This window comes from Hyphobacterium lacteum, from assembly GCF_036330345.1.
Taxonomy (GTDB): Bacteria; Pseudomonadota; Alphaproteobacteria; order Caulobacterales; family Maricaulaceae; genus Hyphobacterium; species Hyphobacterium lacteum.
Genome location: NZ_JAZDRP010000003.1, coordinates 435,141 through 457,634 on the forward strand (window position 1 = coordinate 435,141; position 22,494 = coordinate 457,634).

Below are 22,494 nucleotides of genomic sequence, written 5' to 3' on the forward strand. Positions count from 1 at the left end.
GGTTTCTTACTCACTCATCCAGGTGCGGAGGATCGACAACGACTCATCCGGGTGGGAATTCACAACGCCGGCAACCTTCTTGATCGAGGAGGCTTTCACCTGACCGTCAATCTTGGCGATATCGATGCCGTCATCTCTCTCGGCCGGTGCGGCGCTTGCTGAGGGTTGCGGCATCTGCCGGCCGCTCTGATCGGCGATGGCGGGTTGTTCTCCGCCACTTTCAATGGCGGCTGCCACGCCGGCACCTGCGCCGCCCGAACTGGCAATGGCGAGGGCCGGGCCGGCGGCCGCGGCATTCTTGGCCAGCGGCCGCGCGACCAGGAAAATCACCAGCAGCGCCGTGATGAACATGACGCCGATCTCGGCGGCCCGCATGATGTCATTCTTGTTGATCGAGAAACCGGATGCGGCCGGCGTTCCCAGCGTCGGATCGGCGCGGGCAAAGCGGATATTGGTGACTTCCAGACTGTCCTGGCGTCCGCCTTCGACCTGTGTGAAGCCCATGGCCGAGCGAACCAGAGCCGTGATCTGTGCCATTTCTTCAGCGCTGCGCGGAACGTAGGTCGTGGTGCCGTCTTCTTCGGTCTGTACCGTGCCGTCGACAGCCACGGCCACGGACATCCGTTCGACCTGGCCGGCTTCGGTCACGCGTGTGGTCGTTGTCCGCGACAACGCAAATTCCTGCTGATCGTTGGAGCTTTCACTCTGACGGGCCGATTGCGGTCCCTCGCTGCCGGCCGTTCCGTCATCCGGAAGGTTTTCCGAAGCCGACACGGCATTGGAAGATCCGTCGGTCTCGGTGCTTTCCTCCGATGATCGCGTGCGGCTGCGCAGGACCGACCCTTCCGGGTCATAGAGCTCCTGGCTTTCGGTAATCGAGTTGCGGTTCAGTTCGAGGCTGACCTGGACGCGCGCCGCGCCGGGCCCGACGACACCCTCGACCAGATCAAGAATGCGCTGGCGGTAAACCTCTTCCATCTGCGCCCGGCGGCCTTCCAGAGCAGCAGCACCGAGGGAATCGCCCTCTTGCGGACTGGCCAGCAGCCGTCCGGTCGTATCGGCGATGGTGATATCATTGGCCGACAGGCCGCTGACGGCACTGGCGACAATATTGCGGATAATGCCGGCATGCTCTGCGGTCAGGTTTCCGCGTGCGGAAATAACGATCGAAGCGGACGGTTCGGCGGCATCCCGCTCGAACAGGCGGCGCTCCGGCATGACGAGATGGACGCGGGCGGAATCGATATTGTCGAGGGACTGGATGGTGCGGGCAAGCTCGCCTTCAAGCGCCCTCTTGGCGTTCATGTTCTGCACAAAGCTGGTCGAGCCCAGCGCATCGGTCTCATCGAAGATCTCATATCCGACGGAACCGGAATTCAGTGCGCCACCGCTGGCAACGCGTACACGAGCCTCATCGACCTGGTTGCGTGCAACATAGATGGATGAGCCGCCACCGCGGAATTCGTAGGCGATGCCCGCCGTGTCCAGTGCTTCGCTGACCCGGGCAGAATCCGACGGATCCAGACCGGAATAGAGCAGCGCCTGACTGCCGCCGCCCATATTGAAACTGAAAAAGAGCAACGCGGCCGCCAATCCCGCACTCAGGCCAAAAATGGCGATGAGGCGCATGGCACCAAGCGATCTCAACTGATCCATCAAGCTGTTCACGTGGGTTCCCGCCGAATCATTGCGCTGCTCCGAAGCAGCTACCCGGCAACTTTTTCCCACTGCCCGCGTAAACGGGGGTTTAATAAGAAGGCGCCCGGCTCATCGAGCCGGGCGAATTTTCCTGGTTTTTCGCAGTTTCCAGGGAAGATCAGGCTCCCAGCATGTCCGGCTTGCCGCGATAATGCTGGATCCGGGTTGTGCGCAGGCCGGCAAGGCCGTGCTTGTCGATGGCGCGCTGCCAACCCAGGAATTCCTCGACCGTCAGACGATAGCGCTCGCAGGCTTCTTCCAGCGAGAGCAGGCCTCCGCGGACCGCAGCAACCACTTCGGCCTTGCGGCGGATAACCCAGCGCTTGGTCGTCGGATTGGGAAGGTCAGCGAGCGTCAGCGGGCTGCCGTCCGGACCAATGACATAGTTTTCCTTGCGAAGCCGAGCTTGCATATCCACCACCCTTGTTTTCACCCGTTGGACGCTCTTTGTCGTCCTTAGTTGAGGGGAAGATACGCCAAGCGTCTTAAATTCCGCCTAAACGCCGTGGTAAATTGTCATTTAACTCAATAACTAAAATGCAAAGGACCTCCCGCCGGGGCGGAAGGTCCTTCACTCAGGAAGTCAGGTCAGTTCAGCGCTAGCGCTTCATCCTGATGGCTTCGTCCAGCATTTCATCGGCAGTGGTGATGATCTTGGACGAAGCGGAGTAGGCCCGCTGCGTGGTGATCAGGCTGGTAAACTCGGTCGCCAGGTCGACATTGGAATTCTCCAGCGTCGAGGAGGCAATCGTACCGGCCGAAGCTGTTCCCGGGATGTTGAAGGTGTAGCTGCCTGAATCCGGCGTGACCGAGAAGGCACCGCCCGATTCAACATTCAACCCGTTTGCATTCACGAAGGTCGCGATCGGCACCTGATACGTCTTGCGGATAATACCGTTGGAGAATTTCGCATAGACGAAGCCGTCACTGTCGACCTCCACACCTGTAAAGGTGCCGAAGGCCGAGCCATTGACCTGCGTGGAGGTCAGGGCGGACGGGCTATCATATTGCGTCATGCCGCCGGGCTGGGTCGGCGAACCGATATCCAGATCGATGGATTGGCCGGCTACGCCGGTCGAGGCCGCCCACTGGAACTGGGTCGCGCCCAGCGGGGCCGTATTGTTCGAGGCCAGGAAATCCAGCGTCAGCGGCAGCGTGGTGTTGGTCAGATCAATCTCGCCATTGGCATCAAACGCGATTGTGCCGGTGGCGATCTGACCATCAACCAGGCCTGCGCCGGTTGTAATGTCGGTCGTGGGCGAAACGTGCAGCTCGGCATGCCACTGATTGGCCGTAGAGCTTTTCAGCATCGAAATGGTGATCGTCCGCGCGCCGCCCTGGCTGTCATAGACTTGGATATTGCGCTGGAAGTCCGGCGTCACACCGCCTGAAGCCATATTATTAGCGCTGACTGTGGGGTCATATGTGGCTTCCGATGCCGACACGGGCTGGCTTGCCTGCAGGTTTGCATTGAGACCGACCGAGGTCGTGGCTTCCGCCGCACCGCCGATGGAGGAGAGGTTGATCGCCTCCAGCCCGGTCAGGTCAGACGGGTTGGTCGTGACCGACCCATCCTGAGCAACCGGCCAGCCGTAAAGGAAGAGGCCGGCATCATTGCGCAGATTGCCTTGCGAATCTGCGGAGAAGGAACCGGACCGGGTGAACAGGACGGCATCCGTCGCCGATACATTGCCGGCTACGGGACGGACTACGAAGAAGCCATTGCCGGCAATCGCCATATCTGTCGGCGAGGTGCCCGGCGTCAGAAGGCCGCCCGTGGTGATTTCGAAATTATTGGTGGTGGTCACACCGCCGGCAGCATAGCGCGATGTCACGCCGTGCGAGTCATAGACCGGGCGGAAAACCGCCGCTGCGCGCTTGTAGCCAACCGTATTCACGTTCGCGATATTGTCGGAAACAGCGGCCAAGGCGCTGGAGTTCGCCAGCAGGCCGGTCGCGCCGGCCCAAAGGGCTGAATTGATACTCATGTGTTTGCTCCCTGAGTTTGTTAGGAGCGTTCTGCTTTTTATCATCCACCCGGCAGATTTCTTTTGCCAAGCGTGGGCCTTTATTGGCCCGTCTGGTTAAACCTCCCTGATGCTGCGGACAGACGACAGCAGCACCTCGATATCGCCCATCTGGACGACAACTTCAGAGCCCGAGAAATCAACGCCAGTGACCCGGGCCGTGGTCTGGATATCAGCCGTGATAGGCTGACCATCCGCATTTAGCGCTGTTATGGACATGGAGTAGACGCCATCATCCAGCTGCCCGCCATTGATATCCGTCCCGTCCCATTCAACTGTGTGACGGCCGGCTGTCACTTCACCTTCGAAGGTGGCGACGGTGCGGCCATTCTCGTCAGTAATTGTGACCAGCGTTCCCTGCGTGTCTTCGGGCAGTACATAGGTCCACTCGGCCTGGCCATCCTGCAAAACGCCCTGCGGCGTGCCGACAGTAGCTTCGCGGCCGATGAAGCCGACCGCCGTACTTTGCGCCGCGGCCGCCTGGATTGTGATCAGGCTTTCAAGATTCTGGTTGGAGCGGATTTCCTGCTCGACACTCGAGAAATTGACCAGCTGGTTCACGAATTCCGTTGAATCCAGGGGGTTCAGTGGATCCTGAGCTTTCATCTGCTCGGTCAGCAGGGTCAGGAACATCTCGAAATTGTTCGCCAGGGCGGACTGTGAATTCCGTGTCGTGCTGCTGAGGCCTAGGCTTTCGATACCGGTTGTCATGGTCTTGCTCCTACAATCTCACATCCACACTGCTCGAACGCGCCAGCTGGAAGCCGTAGAGCTCCCTGGGCAGCGCGGCAGCGACAACATCACCGGCAGCGTTCTCGGCAAAGGCCAGTTCGCTGAAACCATTCGATGATGAGGAATTTCCGTCATTCTCATCGCGATCCTGCGACAATTCGAAGGACAGCCCGTCTCCGGCCAGTTCAAGTCCGGCATCAGCCAGGGCCCGTTCCAGCTCGCGGATATGCTGGCGCATGTCCTGAAGTGTTTCCGGACGGTCGGCGCTGAGCACGGCATGGACACGATTGTCGTGGCTGACATGCATCTTCACTTCGACCCGGCCCAGCTCGGGCGGATCCATGCGGATTTCAAAGCGGCGCTCGCCATTCTGGAACCGTGAGGCGATCTGCGCAGCCAGCGTTCCGGCATTGGCGGGAGTGAAACGGGCCGTGCCCGCTGCCGTTCCCGGGCGCTCGGCCGCACGGCTGGCTTCGGCATGGCGCGCCTGACTCAGCTCGACGGTTTCGCCCTCGGATTCGGGGGCTGGCGGCGGCGTCTCTATATGTATGGGCGTCTGCCCGCCCTTGTCGAAGGACGATTTGCCCAACAGCGCCTCAACGGCCTGTTCCGGCGGCGTCAACTGGACAGAAGGGCCCTGAGGCGTTGCCGGCGTGGCTGGGCTGGGCTGCGCATTGGCCGTCTGCGCGGGCAATTGCGGCGTGGTGGCCGCTTTCGCGCCTGGTGCAGCGCGTGTCAGCGGCTCGAAATCGCCGGCATTGCCGGCCCGGCGCCCCTGAACCCCGGCGTCCGGGCTGGCGGCCGCCATGATCTCCGGTGCGGACATGGCGGCTGTTGCCAGCTGACCGTTCACGGCCGTCACCGCCACGGCGGCATCGGGTTCAATCCCCGCGCCGGACGGTGCTGCAGCTCGGTGGCTGAGGCCTGATGCCGGCTGGACCGGTACGCCGCCTTGTTGCGGTTGCGGCATTTGCCTGGCAGGGCGGGGCGCTCCGGGTTCGGTTGTTGACGATGCCACGTCTATATGATCAGCCGCCGGGCCTGTTCCCGGCATAGCGGTGGGCGCCTGCCCGGTGAGGGGCGGCACGGTTTCTGTTGTATCCGTTACGGTAGTGGCCGCGCTGCCATCGGCTCGCTCGCCCGACGGTTCCACAGCCATGGAGCCGGAACCTGCAGAAATCGTGTCCGGCGGCAGATCCGGCGCGCCGGTATTCACCAATCCCGTGGTGGGGGAAGGCGAAGAGGTGGTGGTTGCCGCGGTCAGTGACGCAAGAACACTACCCGTTTCGGCAGTCTGCGGTGCCGGGGCTGTCAGATCGAAGGGTGTGGCATCGGCATTCTGACCCTGCCGATAGGTCACCGGGACAACAGGCTGGATGGCGCCATTTGCCTCGGTAATGCTGGCAAGAAGGGCATCAAAGCCGCCCGCCGCCGCAGGCTGTCCGGCACTCTTGCCGGTCCCGCTGGCGGACGTCTGTCCGGAAAGGATCGCAAACAGTGCGTCCATGCCGGTTTTGCCTCCCCGAAATCTCCGACGAACCCCGATGACTCGCCTGTCCGCGTGTGGAGCTGCAAAAGACGGGCCACACCATTAATCATATAAGGCATTGATATATTGATGGAAAAAATGAGGTGCCACAGGCGGGTTTCTGCCTGTGGGCAGGAATCTCCCCGTGCCGCAGGGCGGAATCTGCCGGGCTGACAGGTGGCCGATCATCTGGCCCGCACTTTGCGCCGCTTTTCACCGACGGAAATTCTGACGTGCAGGAGAAAAGGCCGCTCCATGTCGAAAAACGACGCGATTTCAATACCAAGGCAAACATTTAACGTTTGCGCGGCCTTGGCTGCCTGCCGTGAAAACCCGGCAAGAACTGCCGTCGGCCCGGCAGAAATGCACGTCCGCGCCCCTGCGCGTGAAGGGAGGTCTCCATGTCGCTAAGTGCCATTCTCGGAAGTGCGCTGTCTGGTCTTCAGGCCAGCCAGATCGGCATCCGGGCCTCGTCCAACAATGTCTCCAACGTCAACACGCCAGGCTATGCCCGCGTCGAGGCCGGCCTCTCCACGCGAGTTGTCAATGGTGTCGGCTTCGGCGTCAGTGTCACCGGCGTTGTCCGGGTAGCAGATGCCTTCCTGCAGGCGGCCTCGATCCGGGCGACTGCCGTTGCCTCGGAATCCGATATTGTTGCCGCAGCACTGGACCGCTTCCAGGCGCAGGTCGGCACATTCGATGATCAGGGATCAATTTTCTCGCGCCTCAACCAGGCCTTCACCTCGATCGGATCGGCCGCCGTCGATCCCGGCCTTAGCGTGTCGCGCCTGTCTGTGGCGGCGGACCTGCAATCCTTCTTTAAGGAAGGCCGCCGGCTCTATAACGAGCTGCGCATCCAGCGCCAGGAAGCGGACTCCCGCATCGGTTCCACCATCGAACGGGTCAACGAGCTGACCGCCGAGATCGCCGCTTTGAATCTGGAAGTGCAATCCCTGTCCGCGGCGGCCGCCGACTCCACTGGCGCCCAGAACCGGCAGGCCGAGCTGATCGACGAGCTGGGCAAGTTTGTCGATGTCCGCACCTCCACCCAGCCGGATGGCCGCATCTTCGTGACCACGACGGATGGCGTGGGCCTGGTTGAAAACGGGTCCGCCATACTGCGCTATCCGCCCTCGGGCTCCGGCGCGGCGGGTGTCGACTATGCCCGCATCACCATCCAGCCACCGGGCGGCACGGTACAGCGCGACTTCAATGCCCATATTTCGGGCGGTGAGCTGGCGGGCCTGATCCGCCTGCGCGATGACGAATTGCCGGCCCTGATGGAAGAGATTGCCGAACTGGTGTCCTCGGCAGCAGATGCTCTTAACAAGGCGCATAACGACGCCACCGCCTATCCGCCGCCGACCACGCTGACAGGTCACAATACCGGTCTTCTGGGCACGGACGCGCTGAACTTCACGGGCGCCACGACGATCGCGGTGACCGGCAATTCCGGTGCGCTGGTCAAGCGCATCGACGTCGATTTCGACGCCGGAACCTACAGCGTCGATGGTGGCGCTGCCGTGGCATTCGGCGGAACCAGTGTCGATGATTTCATCACCTCGCTGAACACGGCGCTGGGCGCGGACGGCTCTGCCAGTTTTACCAATGGCGTTATGTCGATCTCGGCCACGGGCACGAATGGCATCGCCACGCTGCAGGATGCCACCACGCCATCGGATCGTGCCGGCCGCGGCTTCTCGCACTTCTTCGGTCTCAATGATCTGGTCGACTCCATCCGCCCGGTTCACTTCGCGACGGGCCTGCAAACCACGGACAGCCATGGCTATACGGCGGGGCAGGAGCTGATCTTCTCGGTCACGGCGCCGAACGGCTCGGATGTCGGCGACATCACCATTGGCGTCACCGGTGCGACCATGGGAGATATGCTGACCGCGCTCAATGACCCGACGACCGGGCTGGGCCGCTATGTCACCTTCTCGCTCGATGCCAATGGGCGCCTGGTGCAGACGCCGGTGGCCGGCTTCCAGGATTTCGGCGTCGAACTGAAAGCCGACAATACCGAGCGGGGCACAACGGGTATCAGCTTTTCCTCGCAATTCGGCCTGGGCCTGGCGGCCAAGGTGACACGGCTCGACGCTATGAATGTCGCCGAGCGGATCCGCGCGGACTCCTCGCTGCTCTCGCTCGCCAAGCTTGACCTAGATGGCGCGCCGGCCATTGGCGATATTGTTGTGGCCGCTGGTGATGGCCGCGGGGGGCACGCCTTGCAGGGCGTCATGACTGCCCAGCGCAGCTTTGATGCCGCCGGCGGTTTCACCGCCAGCACAGCCACGCTGGAAGCCTTTGCCTCACGCATCGCCGGCGATATCGGTTCCCGCGCTGCGCGGGCCGAGCGGGCCATGCAGTCGGCCCAGTCCCTGAAGGCCGCTGCCGACCAGAAGCGCGCTGATGTCGAAGGCGTCAGCCTCGATGAAGAGCTCGCCAACATGACCCTGTTCCAGCAATCCTATAACGCCTCGGCCCGCCTCCTTCAGACCGCGAAGGAATTGACCGAAACGCTGATCAATCTGATCTAGCGGAGGATCTCATGACCCGTATCGCCACTGCCGCCGCCGCCCAGACTGCCCTACTTGACCTGATGCGTTCGCAGCGCACGGTTTTCGAAACCCAGCAGCAATTGGCCACGGGCAAACTCAATCCGGACCTCAAGGGCGCCGGCCACAGGGCGGAAACCATCGCCGCGGCCTATGGATCGCGCGACCGGGCGGAAGGTTACAAATTTGCCGCCGAGCGGGTCGCCAACAAGATGGAAATCACCGCGACCGCGCTGGACAAGCTGTCGGAAGCGGCCACCGATCTGCGCGTGGCGATGACGACGATTGACGGCACCCACATCATGAGCACGGCCCGCGAGGCGTTCGAGCGCGCCCGCGACGCGCTCTCCACCCAGTATGCCGGCGGTTATGTCTTCGGGGGCACGCGCACCGATACGCCGCCGATCAGCGCCGACTCTTTGAGCGACCTTGTCGCGGCACCGACAGCCGCCGATGTCTTCGTCAATTCCAGCCGCCGCCCGGTGGCAAAACTGGATGACAATTACACTCAGGAAGTCGGCCTGCTGGCCAGCGAGGTCGGCACGGATCTGATGGCAGCCTTCAAGCGCCTGGCCGAATTCGATGCCGGACCGGACGGTCCTCTCAACGGCCCGTTGACCGAGGCCCAGCAGACCTATCTGCAGGGCGAGATCGCCAATGTGCTGACCGCCTTCGACCGGATCAATGACCGGGTAGGGGAGAATGGTGCCCTGCAATCGCGGGTCGAGGCCATGATCTCGAACCAGGACCAGAAGGCCGATTATCTGACCAAGCTGATTGGCGATCTGGAAGATGCCGACATGGCCGAAGCGGCCACCCGCTTCCAGCAGGCACAGACGGCGGTGGATGTCGCGGCGAAAACCTTCTCCACCCTCAGCCAGGTGTCGCTCTTGCCGTTCTTGCGATAGACTTCAGGAATCGTCCCACCATGAACCCGAAAAACAAGAAATCGCTTCACGAAATAGTTCACGAGCGAATTCTGGCATTCTTTGGTGTTGGCGCGCTTGCATTCATCATTTCGTTTTTCGGCGGGTGGGTTTCTGGACAGCCGCTTCAAGACGCCTTTTGGATTGCAACTTTTGCCGGACTGTTTGCGGGTGTTATGGCGATGCTAATCGGCCCAAAGATTATCCATTACCTGGGCGGTCTGAGCTGACCCTTCCTTATTTCCCGCTTTTCGCCTATATCCGCGCTCCCTTAAACGACTGCTTCGGGCCTTGACCCCGTGGGAGAGCGTGATGACGACGAAAATGCGCGACGGCGGCAGCCGCGCTGATACCCTTATCCGTGAGTTCGGCCTGGATGGAGACATTCTCGGCCTTGGCGGCAACCCGGCCGACCACCGCGTCGTGGTCGCGATGTCGGGCGGTGTCGATTCCACCGTGACGGCGACCCTTCTGCACAAGGCCGGTTATGACGTGGTGGGGGTGACCCTCCAGCTCTACGATCATGGTGCCGCCATCAAGAAGAAGGGCGCCTGCTGCGCCGGGCAGGACATCTATGATGCCCGCCGCGCCGCCGAGGAAATGGGCTTTCCCCATTATGTGCTGGACTATGAAAACCGCTTCCGCGAAGCGGTGATGGACGAGTTCGCCGATACCTATCTGGCGGGCGCAACGCCCATCCCGTGCGTGCGCTGCAATGAGCGGGTGAAGTTTGCCGATCTGCTGGCGCAGGCCAAACAGCTGGGCGCAGCCTGCATGGCGACGGGTCATTATATCCGCCGCGTGGAGGGCCCCAACGGGCCGGAACTGCGCCGCGCCGAGGATGCCGGCAAGGACCAGTCCTATTTCCTCTTCGCCACCACGCGCGAACAGCTGGACTATCTGCGCTTCCCGCTGGGCGGCCTGACCAAGGACCAGACGCGCCAGCTGGCCGAAGCCTTCGGTCTCGCCATTTTCGACAAGCCGGACAGCCAGGACATCTGTTTTGTACCGGACGGCAATTATGCCGACATTGTCGAGAAGCTGCGCCCCGGCGCTGCCGAGCCCGGCGAGATCGTCCATGTCGATGGCCGTGTGCTGGGCACACATGACGGTGTGCTGCGCTATACGGTCGGTCAGCGCCGCGGTCTCGGCGTAGCCACCGGCGAACCGCTCTATGTTGTCCGTCTGGATCCGGCAAACCGGCAGGTCATTGTCGGTCCGCGCGAGGCCCTGCGCGTCAATGAGATCCGCCTGCACGAGGTCAACTGGATCGGCGATGAGGCCATTGCCGGACAGGACGGCTCACAAGTGCTGGTGAAGGTGCGGTCCACCCGCCCGCCCGTGCCTGCCGTTCTGCAAGTCGAAGACGGCAAGGTCTCTGTCCTGCTGGATGAAGGCGAGGAGGGCGTCGCGCCGGGTCAGGCCGCGGTGTTCTACTCGCCCGCAGACAATGCGGCCCGCGTGCTCGGCGGCGGCTGGATTACGGGGACGGTTTAATCCACCAGCCTGCGCATCGCCCACTCCACCGGGCCGCGCTTGTGATAGCGCCGCCAGATCGAGGCGAAGATCACCGAGGCGATGAAGAAGGTGATCACAATGCCGAACAGCCACCAGATCGATTCCCACTCCTCGGGCAGGAACCATTCAATCCCGGTCACGCCGATAAAGACGTGGGCGAGATAGAGCGTCAGCGCCATCTGGCCGGCATGGATCACCGGTTTGACGAATTTCCGGCGCGCATCCGAGGCACACAGCATCAGCGACAGGGACAGGACAATCATCCCCACGCCCAGCCCGAACATCACGTAGAAGGGTGTCGGCGGATAGGCAGAGGTGCCGAACAGATCGGCAATGTAGTTGAGTGCATAACCCGGACCCCAGTCCTCGACCGGCAGGACTTTCACGAAGTTGAGGCTGAGCATGGCGAACTTCGCCGCCTTGGCCAGCGCGATCAGGATCACCCCGCCGATCAACAGCCGCCAGTGATTGGCGGATTTGTGCAGATCAAGTTGGCCGACGGCCATTCCGGCGATGAAAAAGGCGAACCAGGGGAAGACGGGATGGTGACCGGTGAAGAAGACATCGCGGAACGCCACCAGCGGATTATGGAAGCTGGGGCTCTCCCAGTAATCCCAGCCAAGCAGCGGCGGGAAGGCCAGATACTCGGCGACGAAAATCAGCGGCGTGACGATCGCGAAGACGACCAGCCAGCGCTTGCTGAACGTGAACAACAGACCCGCCAGCGCCAGATAGACGCCATAGAAGTGCAGGATGTCATAGGGCCATTGCGCGCGGAACGAGACACCGACGATGAACAGGAACAGGCCGCGCTTGAACAGGGACATTCGCGCGGCGCGCCGGTCCTCGACGCTGCGCGAGCGCCGCCAGCGTGCCGTCAGCAGCGCGGTGCCGATGCCCGCGATGAAGACGAAGGTGGCTGCGGCCCGTCCGGAAAACAGGCTGGCGAACTGGGTCGCCCAGCCCGGATCGGTATCGGCATTGTGAATGTAGATATGGAAATTCACCATCATCATGCCGAGGAAGGCGATGGCGCGGGCAAAATCGATGCCCTCCAGCCTTGCCGCAGCCGGCGCGGTGATTTCCGAAAGGGACGGATCAGAGCTGTTAGCCGCGTCGGTCATCAGGGGTGATCCTCCGGCATGTCTGGCGAGTCCGCCGGTGCAATTTCAGGCGTTGAAGCCGGTTCCGGGCACGGCCGGTTCGACGCCGCCCGGATCCGGTCTCCGCCTTCACCGTGGCCAATCGGGTCTGAACCAAAACCGGTATCCGTGTCGGTTGCGCGCCGGCCCGGCCCCCGGCCTTCGCCGGCCGGGTCGGCATGCGCCCCGCGATCCCGGTCGGTGAACGGACCGTTCCCGCGCCCATTGCCGGCCGGATCCGCGTTTTCACCGCTATCGGAGTCAGAAAAACCTGAAGAGCGGCCATTACCCACCGGATCGGCTTCGGATCCGCCATCACGGTCGGTTACGCCTGAGCGGCAGGCCGCATATTCAGCGCTCCAGGTCCGATTCTGGGCATAGGCCGGTGAGATGATCGAGACGCTGCCGGTCAGTGCGGCACTGCCGACAATCTGACCCAGAAAGGATCGCCGGCTGGGCCGGCCCTTGGCTCTGGACATGTAATTCCCCCGTTCCCCTTGCCGGTGTAGCCGAGCACCGGGGTCAGGAAAAGCCGCTAAATTCCGGTGTTTGCGAAAACCCGTGTAAAATCGCTTGTGTGCAGCGCAGCAAAATCCCCGCTGTCAAGGCTTGACGAATGCGCGGCCGCGCCGTTCACATGCGCGCCCACACGCCACAGTCCGCAAAATTGCGAGGAGTGACTGACTATGAGTGCCAAGGAAGATCCGATTGTCATCGTCGGCATGGCCCGCACCCCGATGGGTGGCCTGCTCGGCGATCTCGCCCCGATGTCCGCCAACGAGCTGGGCGCTATTGCCGTCAAGGCCGCGCTCGATGAAGCGGGTGTCTCCGGCGATGATGTCGAGATGATTTACATGGGCAATGTGCTGCCGGCCGGTCAGGGCCAGGCCCCGGCCCGCCAGTCCGCTATCAAGGCCGGCCTGCCGAAATCCGTCGAAGCCACTACGCTGAACAAGATGTGCGGTTCGGGCATGCAGGCCGCCATCATGGCGCGCGCCTCGCTGTCGTCCGACGATGCCAGCGTCATAATCGCCGGTGGCATGGAATCCATGACCAACGCCCCGCACATGCTGCCCAATCACCGCACCGGCTTCAAATACGGCCACGACACCGTCAAGGACCACATGGCCCAGGACGGTCTCGAGGATGCCTATGAGAAAAAGCCGATGGGCGTCTATGCCGACATGATCGCGAACGAATACCAGTTCACCCGCGAGCAACAGGACGCCTACGCTCTGGAAACCCTGGCCCGCGCCCAGCGCGCGACCGAAAAGGGCGATTTCAAGCGCGAGATCACACCGGTCACGATCAAGGGCCGCAAGGGCGATATCACGGTCGATACCGATGAATTGCCGCGCAAGGCCATGCCGGAGAAGATCCCGTCCCTGCGCCCGGCCTTCTCGCCGGATGGCACGGTGACAGCAGCCAATGCTTCGGCCATTTCCGACGGTGCTGCTGCACTGGTGATGATGAAACTGTCCGAAGCCGAGCGTCGCGGGATCAAGCCGCTGGCGAAGATCGTGGCGACGGCGGCTCATGCCCATGAGCCGGCCTATTTCACCACTGCTCCGGTTCCGGCCATGCGCAAGGTGCTCGACAAGGCCGGCTGGTCGACGAGCGATGTCGATCTCTGGGAAATCAACGAAGCCTTCGCCGTGGTCCCGATGATTGCGATGAAGGAGCTGGGCCTCAGCCATGACGTGGTCAACGTCAATGGCGGTGCCTGTGCGCTGGGTCACCCGATCGGTGCGTCCGGTGCCCGGATCATGGTGACGCTGCTGGCCGCGCTGGAAAAGCACGGCAAGACAAAGGGTGTGGCCTCGCTCTGCATTGGTGGCGGCGAAGCCACGGCGGTTGCGCTGGAACGCCTGAACTGAACCGGCTGACCTCTGGAAGACTGGAAACCCCGGACCGATGGTCCGGGGTTTTTCTAGAAATCAGCCTCGACGTGAAGGCGGCCGCCTTTAAGCAAATGATCAAGCGGCACGCCATTATTGTCCTTCACCCGTTTCAATATGACGTGTGAACTGTTCTCGCCGACCACACCTGTGGCCAGCAGCCGGTTGCCGATGAAATTGTTGTAGGCTGTCATGTCGGGCGTCATGACATGCATCACATAGTCGAAACCGCCAGTGATCGTGACGGTGGTGACGACTTCCGGAACATCCTGCACCCAGTCCATGAATTTCTGATGGTTCTCGCGGCTGGGCGGCATGATCTTCACCATCACAAGCGCCTCGAAATTCAGCCCGATCTTCTGGTGATCCAGCACGGCCATGCGCTTGCGGATAATGCCCGTATCCTCGAGATTGCGGATGCGGCGCCAGCAGGGCGAGGCCGTCAGGCCGACCTTTTCCGCGACTTCCGCGACCGACAGGCCGGCATCGGCCTGCAACGCAGCCAGGATATTGGTATCGATTTCATCCAGCTTCATGGTCAAATCTGCCTTTCCGAGCGCAAAATCGGTAATTTCGTATAATTATTTTCCACGAGGAGCAATTCGCCGAAGCGAAATCGTGCAATCCGGCATGTTCCGGTCTTTTTCTCGCGGGCGCGTGAGTAGACAAGACGGGGCTTTCCGCGCTAATGCCCGCGCGCCGAAGGTCTCTGACCTTCCTCCCGAACGGCAGTCACCAGAGAGGCAATGTCCATGGCGACACAAGACCCGCGCTACCGTGTTCCGGCACCGAAATTCCGTCCGGGTGATGAACCCGACTTTTCCTATCTGGAAATCCCCGCAGCGGGTGAGGCCAGGCGCCCCGGCATTGATGTCGCCGGCAAGGATACGCTCGACCTCGCCCTGGGCATGGTCCGGGTGCTGGATCACAACCATCAGGCCGTCGGTGACTGGAACCCGGAGATCAAGCCGGAAGTTCTGCGTGAGGGCCTGCGCCACATGGTGCTGACGCGCGTCTATGACGACCGCATGCTGAAACTGCAGCGTCAGGGCAAGATGAGCTTCTATATGAAGTCGACGGGCGAAGAGGCGGTTGCCGTCGCAGGTGCCATGGCGCTGAAGGATTCGGACATGGTGTTCCCGTCCTATCGCCAGCAGGGCATTTTGTTTGCGCGCGGCCGGGACATTGTCGACATGATGTGCCACTGCATTTCCAACAGCCGCGACAATCTGATGGGCCGCCAGCTGCCCGTTCACTACACCTGGGCGGAAGGCAATTTCTTCTCGATCTCGGGCAATCTCGGCACGCAATTCCCGCAAGCCGTCGGTTGGGCCATGGCGGCTCAGTACAAGGGTGAGGATCAGGTGACCGCCAGCTGGATTGGTGACGGCACCACGGCCGAGGGTGATTTCCACGGCGCGATGACGTTGGCCTCGACCTATAAGGCGCCCGTCATTCTGAATGTCGTCAACAACCAGTTCGCCATCTCCACCCACCAGAACATCGCCATCGGTGATGCGCCGAGCTTTGCCATGAAGGGTCTGGGCTATGGTATCGCCTCCCTCCGGGTGGACGGTAATGACTTCCTCGCCGTCTATGCCGCCATGCAATGGGCGGCGGAACGCGCCCGCAAGGGTCATGGCCCCAGCTATATCGAATACTTCTCCTATCGCGCCGACGCGCACTCCACCTCGGATGATCCGTCCGGCTACCGTCCAAAGACAGAGGCGACGAAATGGCCGCTGGGCGATCCGATCGAGCGGCTCAAGAACCACCTCATCGGTCTCGGCGAATGGGACGAAGAGCGCCATGAAGCGCTTGAAAAGGAACTGAACGAGCTGGTGGTAAAATCCTACAAGGAAGCAGAGAGCTACGGCACGCTGCATGACGGCCCGCTCTCGCCCATCCCGTCCATTTTCGAGGACGTGTTCGAGGAACAGGACTGGCGCCTCGTGAGGCAACGCCAGGACTTGGGAGTCTAGACCATGGCCAAGATGAACATGATCCAGGCGCTCAATTCGGCGCTCGACATCGCGATGGAAAACGATCCGAACGTGGTCTCCTTCGGCGAGGATGCCGGCTATTTCGGCGGCGTTTTCCGCGTCACCGCCGGCCTGCAGAAAAAATACGGCATGGACCGCGCCTTCGACACGCCGATCAACGAGGCCGCCATCGCGGCCATGGCCATCGGCATGGCGGCCAATGGTTTGCGTCCGGTCGCGGAAATCCAGTTTTCCGATTACATCTTCCCGGCGATCGACCAGATCGTGAACGAGATGACCCGCTTGCGCTACCGCTCGGCCGGCCAATACACCCAGCCCATCGTGATGCGTTCGCCCTGGGGCGGCGGTATTCGCGGGGGTCAGACCCACTCGATGAGCCCGGAAGCCTTCTTCACCCATGTGCCGGGTCTGCGGGTGGTGATCCCGTCCAACCCGTATGATGCCAAGGGGCTCCTGCTGGCCTCGATCGAGAATAATGACCCGGTGCTCTTCTTCGAGCCCAAGCGGATGTATAACGGTCCCTTCGACGGCAAGCCGGATGGCGCGCTGCAAAGCTGGGCCAATCATCCCAAGGGCGAAGTGCCGGAAGGCCATTACACCGTGCCGCTCGACAAGGCCGAAGTGGTGCGCGAGGGCAATGATGTCACCGTCATCGCCTATGGCACGCTGGTGCATGTCGCGCTGGCCGCCGCCGAGAAATCCGGCATCGATGCCGAGGTGATCGATCTGAAGACGCTCACCCCGTATGACATCGACACGCTGACCCATTCGGTGAAAAAGACCGGCCGCTGCATTGTCAGCCAGGAAGCCCCGCGCACCTCGGGCTTTGCTGCCGAGCTGTCTGCCCAGATCCAGGAAGACTGCTTCTATGCGCTGGAAGCGCCGATCTATCGCGTTACCGGCTGGGATACGCCCTATCCCCACGCACACGAATGGTCCTATTTCCCGGGGCAGGATCGCTTTATCAATGCGCTGAAGTCCGTGATGGAGGCCAAGTGATGTCGGAATACCGCTACAAGCTGCCGGATGTCGGCGAAGGCGTTGTCGAGGCGGAAATCGTCGAATGGCGTATCAAGGTCGGTGACACCGTCACCGAGGACCAGCCCATTCTGGACGTGATGACCGACAAGGCGACGGTGGAAGTGCCGTGCGCAGTCAATGGCGTTGTGACCAAGATCGTCGGCGAGCCCGGCGATGTGATTCCGGTCGGCACCGAAATCCTCTTCATCCAGACCGATGGTGCAGTGCCGGCTGAAGAGCCTGCGAAGGAAGAGCCGAAAGCCGAAGCGCCGAAGGAAGAGAAAAAGCCCGAGCCAAAGCCGGAACCCAAGGCCGAACCGGCCCCGAATCCCGCTGCAGCTCCTGTCGTACGCGCCGAAGGCGACAAGCCGCTGGCCAGCCCGGCAGTGCGCCAGCGCGCCCGCGATGCCGATATCGATCTGGCGACGGTTCCGGGTACCGGTCCGGCCGGCCGGATCACGCATCAGGATCTGGATGATTTCATCGCCGCCGGTGGCCGTCTGGCCGCACGGGCAGGCGGCGGGCGTTCCGGCCCGGCCAAGCGCACCGGCGTTGAAGAAACCAAGATTATCGGCCTGCGCCGCAAGATCGCCGAGAACATGGTTAAGGCGAAGACGACCATCCCGCATATCGCCTATGTCGAGGAAATCGACCTGACGGCGCTGGAAGATCTGCGCAAGCACCTGAACGCCACCAAGCGCGATGATCAGCCCAAGCTGACCCTCATTCCCTTCCTCGCCGCCGCGTTGTGCAAGGCCCTGCCGGAAACCCCTCAGGCCAATGCGCATTACGACACCGAGGCGGGCGTTCTGACCAAATACGAGGCCGTCCATCTCGGCATCGCCACGGCCACGCCGAACGGTCTGATGGTGCCCACCATCAAGCACGCCGAGGCTATGGATGTCTGGGAACTCGCCGCCGAGCTGGGCCGTCTGGCCAAAGCCGCGCGCGATGGCAAGGCAACCAAGGACGAATTGTCCGGCTCGACCATCACCATCACCTCGCTGGGTGCGATCGGCGGCCTGGTCACCACGCCGGTGATCAATCTGCCGGAGACGGCCATCATCGGCGTCAACAAGATGCAGGAGCTGCCGCGCTTTGACGACGGCGGCCGCGTTGTGCCGCGCAAGCTGATGAACCTCTCCTCGAGCTTCGATCACCGCATCGTCGATGGTTATGACGCCGCCGTGCTGATCCAGCGCGTGAAGGGCTATCTCGAGAATCCCGCGACGTTGTTTATGTGATTATTTCGCTCGGCCGGGTCAAAGCCCCGGAGCGCCGGGTCTGGTTCGAGACCTATGAGGCGGGTGAGTGGGCCCGCATTTCGCAGGCCCGGGGTGAGAATGGTGAGTGGGTAAACAGCGTCATGCTGCATGCCGTGCCCGCCGATTGCGGGACGGACTAGGCGCTCCGGTTGCCGGGGTTCAGCTCGAATTCCGGCCACAGTGCGGAAAACTCTTCCAGCCAGGCACGGCCTTGCTCGCGGTCGCGGAAGACCTCGATATCATAACGGCCAACGATGAAGGGCATGGACTTCCATTGTTGCAGCAGCGGCTCATAGGTCGGGTTTTCAACCACCCAGGCGACCTTGAATTCCGGGCCGCGGATTTCGGCAAGGCGCTCGATTTCCTCACGGAAAGAGGTGCGCAGCGCATGAGCATCGATCCCCAGCGGGTCGGCGTCAGCCTCGATAATGGCCAGCAGATTCATGCCGGTCCGCCATTGCCCGCCGAAATAGAGCTCGGCGTGAAGATCGCGGAACATCTCGAAGGTCAGTTTTCCCGACAATTGCACTTCGACGATATTGCCCCGCAAGGGAAAGATGATTTCATAAGTCATGTATCCGCCCTCCTCTTGAGCGGAGTGAAGACATTCACATTAGCGAGGGCTAAATTAGAAAAATGTCATAAAAGCGGCGGGGCGAAAATTTTTCGCGTTAAACGGGTATGAAATTCCGGGACGCTGTTTGCCGCAGCCATGCACGCCTGCCCCTTCCCCTGAAACCCCATGCCCGCTAAACCCTCGCCGAACACGAATGCGAGGAATGCGGCATGAGCGATCTGACCTGTGACGTTCTGGTGGTAGGCGGCGGCCCCGGTGGCTATCCGGCAGCGATCCGCGCCGGCCAGCTGGGCCTCGACACGATCATCGTCGACAAGGATGGCTGGGGTGGCACCTGCCTCAATCGCGGCTGTATTCCGTCCAAGGCCTTCATCCACGCCGCCGAGAAATATGCCGACATGGTCCACCATGCCGAGAGCGGCAAGCTGGGCATTTCCCTGTCGGCCAAGCCCAAGCTGGACATGAAGAAGCTTGTCGGCTGGAAGGATGAGATTGTCGGCAAGCTGACGGGCGGTGTCGAACAGCTCCTCAAGGCGGCCGGCGTGAAAGCGATTTCCGGCTGGGCCGAATTCGAGGACGCCAAGACCTGCACGGTCACACTGGAAGACGGCAAGACGCAGAAAATCACGGCGAAGAATGTCATCCTTGCCAATGGGTCCGTCGAGGTCGAACTGCCCTTCCTGCCGTTCAAGGGCAATGTCATCGGATCCACCGGTGCGCTGGATCTCAAGAAGCTTCCGAAGAAGCTGGTTGTCGTTGGCGGCGGTTATATCGGGCTGGAGCTCGGCATCGCCTATCGCAAGCTGGGTTCGGAGGTCACCTTCGTCGAGGCGCTGGACCGCATCCTGCCGGTCTATGACAAGGAACTGACCCGGCCCATCACCCGCTGGCTGAAGGAAAACGGTGTGACCGTTCATACCTCCTGCAAGGCCAAGGGGGTCGTCACCGAGGACAAGAAGACTTTCCTTGAATTCGAGACCGCCAAGGGCGAAACCGAGCGTCTGGAAGCCGACAACATCCTGGTGTCTGTTGGCCGCAAGCCCAACCTCAACGGCTGGGGCCTGGAGAAAATGGGCATCCCGACCAATGGCAAATTCATTGAGGTCAATGAGCGCTGCGAAACCGGCATGCGCGGTGTCTATGCGCTGGGCGATCTGACCGGCGAGCCGCTGCTGGCGCACCGCGCCACGGCGCAGGGCGAACGCGTCGCCGAGATCATCGCCGGACACAAGACCGCGTTTGATCCGGTGGCCATCGCCGCAGTCTGCTTTACCGAGCCGGAAGTTGTCGGAGTCGGCCTGACCCCGGACGAAGCGAAGGAAAAGGGCGAGACCGTCATCACCGGCAAATTCCCGCTCGCCGCTAATGGACGTTATCTCTCCATGGAGGGCGGCGCCGATGGCGGTTTTGTCCGCATCACAGCGCGCGAGAGCGACCATGTCATCCTCGGCATCCATGCTGTCGGCAAGCATGTCTCTGAACTCTCCGGCGAGTTCGCGCTGGCCATGGAAATGGGCGCACGCCTGGAGGACATTGCCGGCACGGTCCATGTCCACCCGACGCTGACCGAGGGCCTGGCCGAAGCCGCGCTCGTAGCGCTGGGCCATCCGATCCATATCTCCGCGCCGAAGAAATAGAGGATCGCAGACAAGTAATAAGCTGGCGGGGCCATCGTATTGGTCCCGGCGGATCGCGCCTCGCCATCGATCGGGATCTGCTGTAATTCGGGGCTTTGTTTGAGATGCTTCGGGGGATGTGCGGATGATACGACTGGTGATGGCCATTTTGACTGTGATGGTCGCACAGGGCGAACTGCAGGCCCAGTCGGCTGAGGCGCTGGATCCGCGCGCCCGTGTGTCGATGAACCCGAATTCTCAGATTCCGGACCATATCAGTGAGATTGTGGGGCCGGCACCAACAGCTGAGGTCTATAACGGGGCGCTCACCCCGCGGACGTTGTATCGTGTCGAGGCCGATCCTGATGCCGGTTTCCACTGGCCGTACTACCTGTTTGTCCCGGAAGTCGTCGCGCCGGGCAGCGCGGTGCTGATTGAACCCAATAATGACGGACTTTCGGGGGCACCGTTCGAGACGCATGATTATTGGGCGGCGATCCGCAACGAACAGCTCTTTATCGACTATGGGCAGCATCTCGGAACGCCGGTGCTGACGCCTGTGTTTCCAAGACCCCTGGATGATGGGCGCGACGGCAATCTGTATATCCATGCGATGACACGCGCCGCGATGCTGCATGAAGACCCGCGATATGCGCGTCCGGACCGGCAATTGCTTGCAATGCTGGATGATGCACATGCCAAGCTCGCAGCGAGCGGGTTTGATGTCGGCGAGGACGCCCTGTTCTGGGGGTTTTCAGCCGCGGGTGATTTTGTGACCCGAATGGCCGTTCTCCATCCCGAACGCGTGCGCGCCGTTGCTGCCGGCGGTCTGGGCGGCCTGCCAATCTTGCCTGTGACCGAACTTGATGGAGAGACACTCAGCTTTCCTGTCGGTGTCGCGGACCTGGAATTGATCACCGGGCGAGCGCTGAATGTAGAGGCGTTGCGGCAAACGCCCGTCCTCTTGTACCAGGGCGGCGCCGATGAAAACGATTCTGTACGAGAGCCTCCCTTCACCTGTGATGCTTTCAGGTCGGACAGCTATTCCTGTGAACAGGCGCAATGGGTGAATGAGACATTCGGCGCATCGACGCTGGACCGGGTTCCATTTGTGCAAGATCTATATGCCGAGTTCGGGATGCGTGATTTAAACTCGCTGGTGCTACCCGGTGTGGAACATACCACGCCACCAGAAATGGAAGCGCGCATTCGTGACTTTTTCTCCTGTGTTCTAGCGGGCGAAAGCGCATGTGCCGCCGGTGTCAGCCTCTCGGAGGGCATCACAGAGCACAATGAGTGACTTCACTTGCGCGCGTGTGCAATGATTGTGTTCTCGTTCGAGGGAAATGACATGGACGACGCCCAGATCGGTCTGACCGGCATCATTTATCACAAGCTGCTGGCCCCGGGCGAGGGCTTGACCGAAGCCGCGCTCGGCCATCCGATCCACATCTCCGCGCCGAAGCGCTAGGCATGGAAATCGCCACCAGTTTCGAGACCGCCTTCCTGCACCGCCAGACGGTGATGGAAGGCGATATCGATTTCATGGGGCATGTGAACAATCTGGTCTATCTGCGCTGGGCGGCTGAAATGGCCGAACGCCACTGGGAAAGTGTCGCCACGCCCGGCATGCAGGCCGCCGGCCTCTGGGTCGTCCTGCGCCACGAGATCGATTATCTGCGCGAGCTGAAGCTGGGCGAGGATGTCGAACTGCGCACCTGGGTGGATCCGGTGAAGGGCGTGCGCTGTCCGCGCCATGTCGATGTCCGCAAGGCCGGCTCCGTCAAGCCATCGGCCAGAGTGCTGACCACATGGACCTTCATCGATGCGGAAACCCACCGGCCCAAACGTCTGCCGCCGGAGATGAAAACCCTGTTCGGGATGTGATCTTTTTTTTCCTCCCCCGTTTACGGGGGAGGTGGTCGCGAAGCGAGCGGTGGGGGGCCAGGTCAAGCGTTAACCGCCCCCCTCGGCCTTTCAGGCCAC

Annotated in this window: 21 protein-coding genes; 12 read left to right on the forward strand and 9 right to left on the reverse strand. The window is 61.8% G+C overall.

What is annotated here, in order from left to right; all coding sequences use genetic code 11:
- Nucleotides 1–6 precede the first annotated feature (6 nt).
- The 5 genes from fliF to V0U79_RS07035 form a co-directional block, all read right to left on the reverse strand.
- Nucleotides 7–1,656, reverse strand: coding sequence for a flagellar basal-body MS-ring/collar protein FliF (fliF, locus tag V0U79_RS07015; RefSeq protein ID WP_330198771.1), 1,650 nt, complete (start codon nucleotides 1,654–1,656; stop codon nucleotides 7–9).
- Nucleotides 1,657–1,816: 160 nt separating this feature from the next.
- Nucleotides 1,817–2,110: a CtrA inhibitor SciP gene (gene sciP, locus V0U79_RS07020; RefSeq protein ID WP_330198772.1), complete on the reverse strand. Its 294-nt coding sequence runs from the start codon at nucleotides 2,108–2,110 to the stop codon at nucleotides 1,817–1,819.
- A gap of 187 nt (nucleotides 2,111–2,297) precedes the next feature.
- Nucleotides 2,298–3,686: a flagellar hook-basal body complex protein gene (locus V0U79_RS07025; protein WP_330198773.1), complete on the reverse strand. Its 1,389-nt coding sequence runs from the start codon at nucleotides 3,684–3,686 to the stop codon at nucleotides 2,298–2,300.
- 96 nt (nucleotides 3,687–3,782) lie between these two features.
- Nucleotides 3,783–4,436 (reverse strand): flagellar hook assembly protein FlgD, encoded by a 654-nt coding sequence (locus V0U79_RS07030; protein WP_330198774.1) that lies wholly within the window; start codon nucleotides 4,434–4,436, stop codon nucleotides 3,783–3,785.
- A gap of 10 nt (nucleotides 4,437–4,446) precedes the next feature.
- Nucleotides 4,447–5,964: a flagellar hook-length control protein FliK gene (locus tag V0U79_RS07035; protein ID WP_330198775.1), complete on the reverse strand. Its 1,518-nt coding sequence runs from the start codon at nucleotides 5,962–5,964 to the stop codon at nucleotides 4,447–4,449.
- 422 nt (nucleotides 5,965–6,386) lie between these two features.
- Here V0U79_RS07035 and flgK point away from each other — a divergent pair, with 422 nt between their 5' ends.
- The 4 genes from flgK to mnmA all read left to right on the forward strand — a co-directional run bounded on the left by flgK (nucleotide 6,387) and on the right by mnmA (nucleotide 10,966).
- Nucleotides 6,387–8,525 (forward strand): flagellar hook-associated protein FlgK, encoded by a 2,139-nt coding sequence (gene flgK / locus V0U79_RS07040; protein WP_330198776.1) that lies wholly within the window; start codon nucleotides 6,387–6,389, stop codon nucleotides 8,523–8,525.
- Nucleotides 8,526–8,536: 11 nt separating this feature from the next.
- The gene (locus V0U79_RS07045; protein WP_330198777.1) at nucleotides 8,537–9,451 is read left to right on the forward strand and encodes a flagellin; all 915 of its coding nucleotides are present in this window, start codon (nucleotides 8,537–8,539) and stop codon (nucleotides 9,449–9,451) included.
- Between the two features lie 20 nt (nucleotides 9,452–9,471).
- Nucleotides 9,472–9,699, forward strand: a complete 228-nt coding sequence (locus V0U79_RS07050) for a hypothetical protein (protein ID WP_330198778.1) — start codon at nucleotides 9,472–9,474, stop codon at nucleotides 9,697–9,699.
- Between the two features lie 82 nt (nucleotides 9,700–9,781).
- Nucleotides 9,782–10,966: a tRNA 2-thiouridine(34) synthase MnmA gene (gene mnmA / locus V0U79_RS07055; RefSeq protein ID WP_330198779.1), complete on the forward strand. Its 1,185-nt coding sequence runs from the start codon at nucleotides 9,782–9,784 to the stop codon at nucleotides 10,964–10,966.
- On the opposite strand, the gene V0U79_RS07060 is transcribed toward mnmA, so the two are convergent.
- Together V0U79_RS07060 and V0U79_RS07065 are read right to left on the reverse strand one after the other, a co-directional pair.
- Nucleotides 10,963–12,111, reverse strand: coding sequence for a DUF418 domain-containing protein (locus tag V0U79_RS07060; RefSeq protein ID WP_330198780.1), 1,149 nt, complete (start codon nucleotides 12,109–12,111; stop codon nucleotides 10,963–10,965). The genes mnmA and V0U79_RS07060 overlap by 4 nt on opposite strands.
- Nucleotides 12,111–12,608: a hypothetical protein gene (locus tag V0U79_RS07065; RefSeq protein ID WP_330198781.1), complete on the reverse strand. Its 498-nt coding sequence runs from the start codon at nucleotides 12,606–12,608 to the stop codon at nucleotides 12,111–12,113. Before V0U79_RS07065 ends, V0U79_RS07060 begins: the two co-directional genes overlap by 1 nt.
- Before the next feature lie 207 nt (nucleotides 12,609–12,815).
- Between V0U79_RS07065 and V0U79_RS07070 the strand changes: the two genes are divergently transcribed.
- On the forward strand, nucleotides 12,816–14,006 hold the full coding sequence (locus tag V0U79_RS07070) for a thiolase family protein (protein ID WP_330198782.1): 1,191 nt from the start codon (nucleotides 12,816–12,818) through the stop codon (nucleotides 14,004–14,006).
- Between the two features lie 53 nt (nucleotides 14,007–14,059).
- Here V0U79_RS07070 and V0U79_RS07075 read toward each other — a convergent pair whose 3' ends face one another.
- Entirely contained in the window at nucleotides 14,060–14,563 is a 504-nt protein-coding gene (locus V0U79_RS07075) for an Lrp/AsnC family transcriptional regulator (protein WP_330198783.1), read from the reverse strand.
- A 216-nt stretch (nucleotides 14,564–14,779) separates the two neighbouring features.
- Between V0U79_RS07075 and V0U79_RS07080 the strand changes: the two genes are divergently transcribed.
- Genes V0U79_RS07080 through V0U79_RS07095 form a run of 4 tightly spaced genes read left to right on the forward strand, consistent with a single transcriptional unit; the run spans nucleotide 14,780 to nucleotide 18,455 of the window.
- Nucleotides 14,780–16,009: a thiamine pyrophosphate-dependent enzyme gene (locus V0U79_RS07080; RefSeq protein WP_330198784.1), complete on the forward strand. Its 1,230-nt coding sequence runs from the start codon at nucleotides 14,780–14,782 to the stop codon at nucleotides 16,007–16,009.
- Between the two features lie 3 nt (nucleotides 16,010–16,012).
- A complete protein-coding gene (locus tag V0U79_RS07085; protein ID WP_330198785.1) occupies nucleotides 16,013–17,029 on the forward strand; it encodes an alpha-ketoacid dehydrogenase subunit beta in 1,017 nt (338 codons plus the stop codon).
- Entirely contained in the window at nucleotides 17,029–18,294 is a 1,266-nt protein-coding gene (locus V0U79_RS07090; protein WP_330198786.1) for a dihydrolipoamide acetyltransferase family protein, read from the forward strand. The genes V0U79_RS07085 and V0U79_RS07090 overlap by 1 nt, the downstream gene beginning before the upstream one ends.
- Nucleotides 18,291–18,455, forward strand: a complete 165-nt coding sequence (locus V0U79_RS07095; RefSeq protein ID WP_330198787.1) for a hypothetical protein — start codon at nucleotides 18,291–18,293, stop codon at nucleotides 18,453–18,455. The genes V0U79_RS07090 and V0U79_RS07095 overlap by 4 nt, the downstream gene beginning before the upstream one ends.
- Here the strand turns inward: V0U79_RS07095 and V0U79_RS07100 are convergent.
- Complete coding sequence (locus tag V0U79_RS07100; RefSeq protein ID WP_330198788.1) at nucleotides 18,452–18,889, reverse strand: hypothetical protein; 438 nt, start codon at nucleotides 18,887–18,889, stop codon at nucleotides 18,452–18,454. The genes V0U79_RS07095 and V0U79_RS07100 overlap by 4 nt on opposite strands.
- Before the next feature lie 212 nt (nucleotides 18,890–19,101).
- On the opposite strand from V0U79_RS07100, the gene lpdA reads away from it, so the two are divergent.
- The 3 genes from lpdA to V0U79_RS07115 all read left to right on the forward strand — a co-directional run bounded on the left by lpdA (nucleotide 19,102) and on the right by V0U79_RS07115 (nucleotide 22,395).
- On the forward strand, nucleotides 19,102–20,529 hold the full coding sequence (lpdA, locus tag V0U79_RS07105) for a dihydrolipoyl dehydrogenase (RefSeq protein WP_330198789.1): 1,428 nt from the start codon (nucleotides 19,102–19,104) through the stop codon (nucleotides 20,527–20,529).
- A gap of 124 nt (nucleotides 20,530–20,653) precedes the next feature.
- The gene (locus V0U79_RS07110) at nucleotides 20,654–21,808 is read left to right on the forward strand and encodes an alpha/beta hydrolase (protein WP_330198790.1); all 1,155 of its coding nucleotides are present in this window, start codon (nucleotides 20,654–20,656) and stop codon (nucleotides 21,806–21,808) included.
- A gap of 173 nt (nucleotides 21,809–21,981) precedes the next feature.
- Nucleotides 21,982–22,395, forward strand: a complete 414-nt coding sequence (locus V0U79_RS07115) for an acyl-CoA thioesterase (RefSeq protein WP_330198791.1) — start codon at nucleotides 21,982–21,984, stop codon at nucleotides 22,393–22,395.
- Nucleotides 22,396–22,494 lie beyond the last annotated feature (99 nt).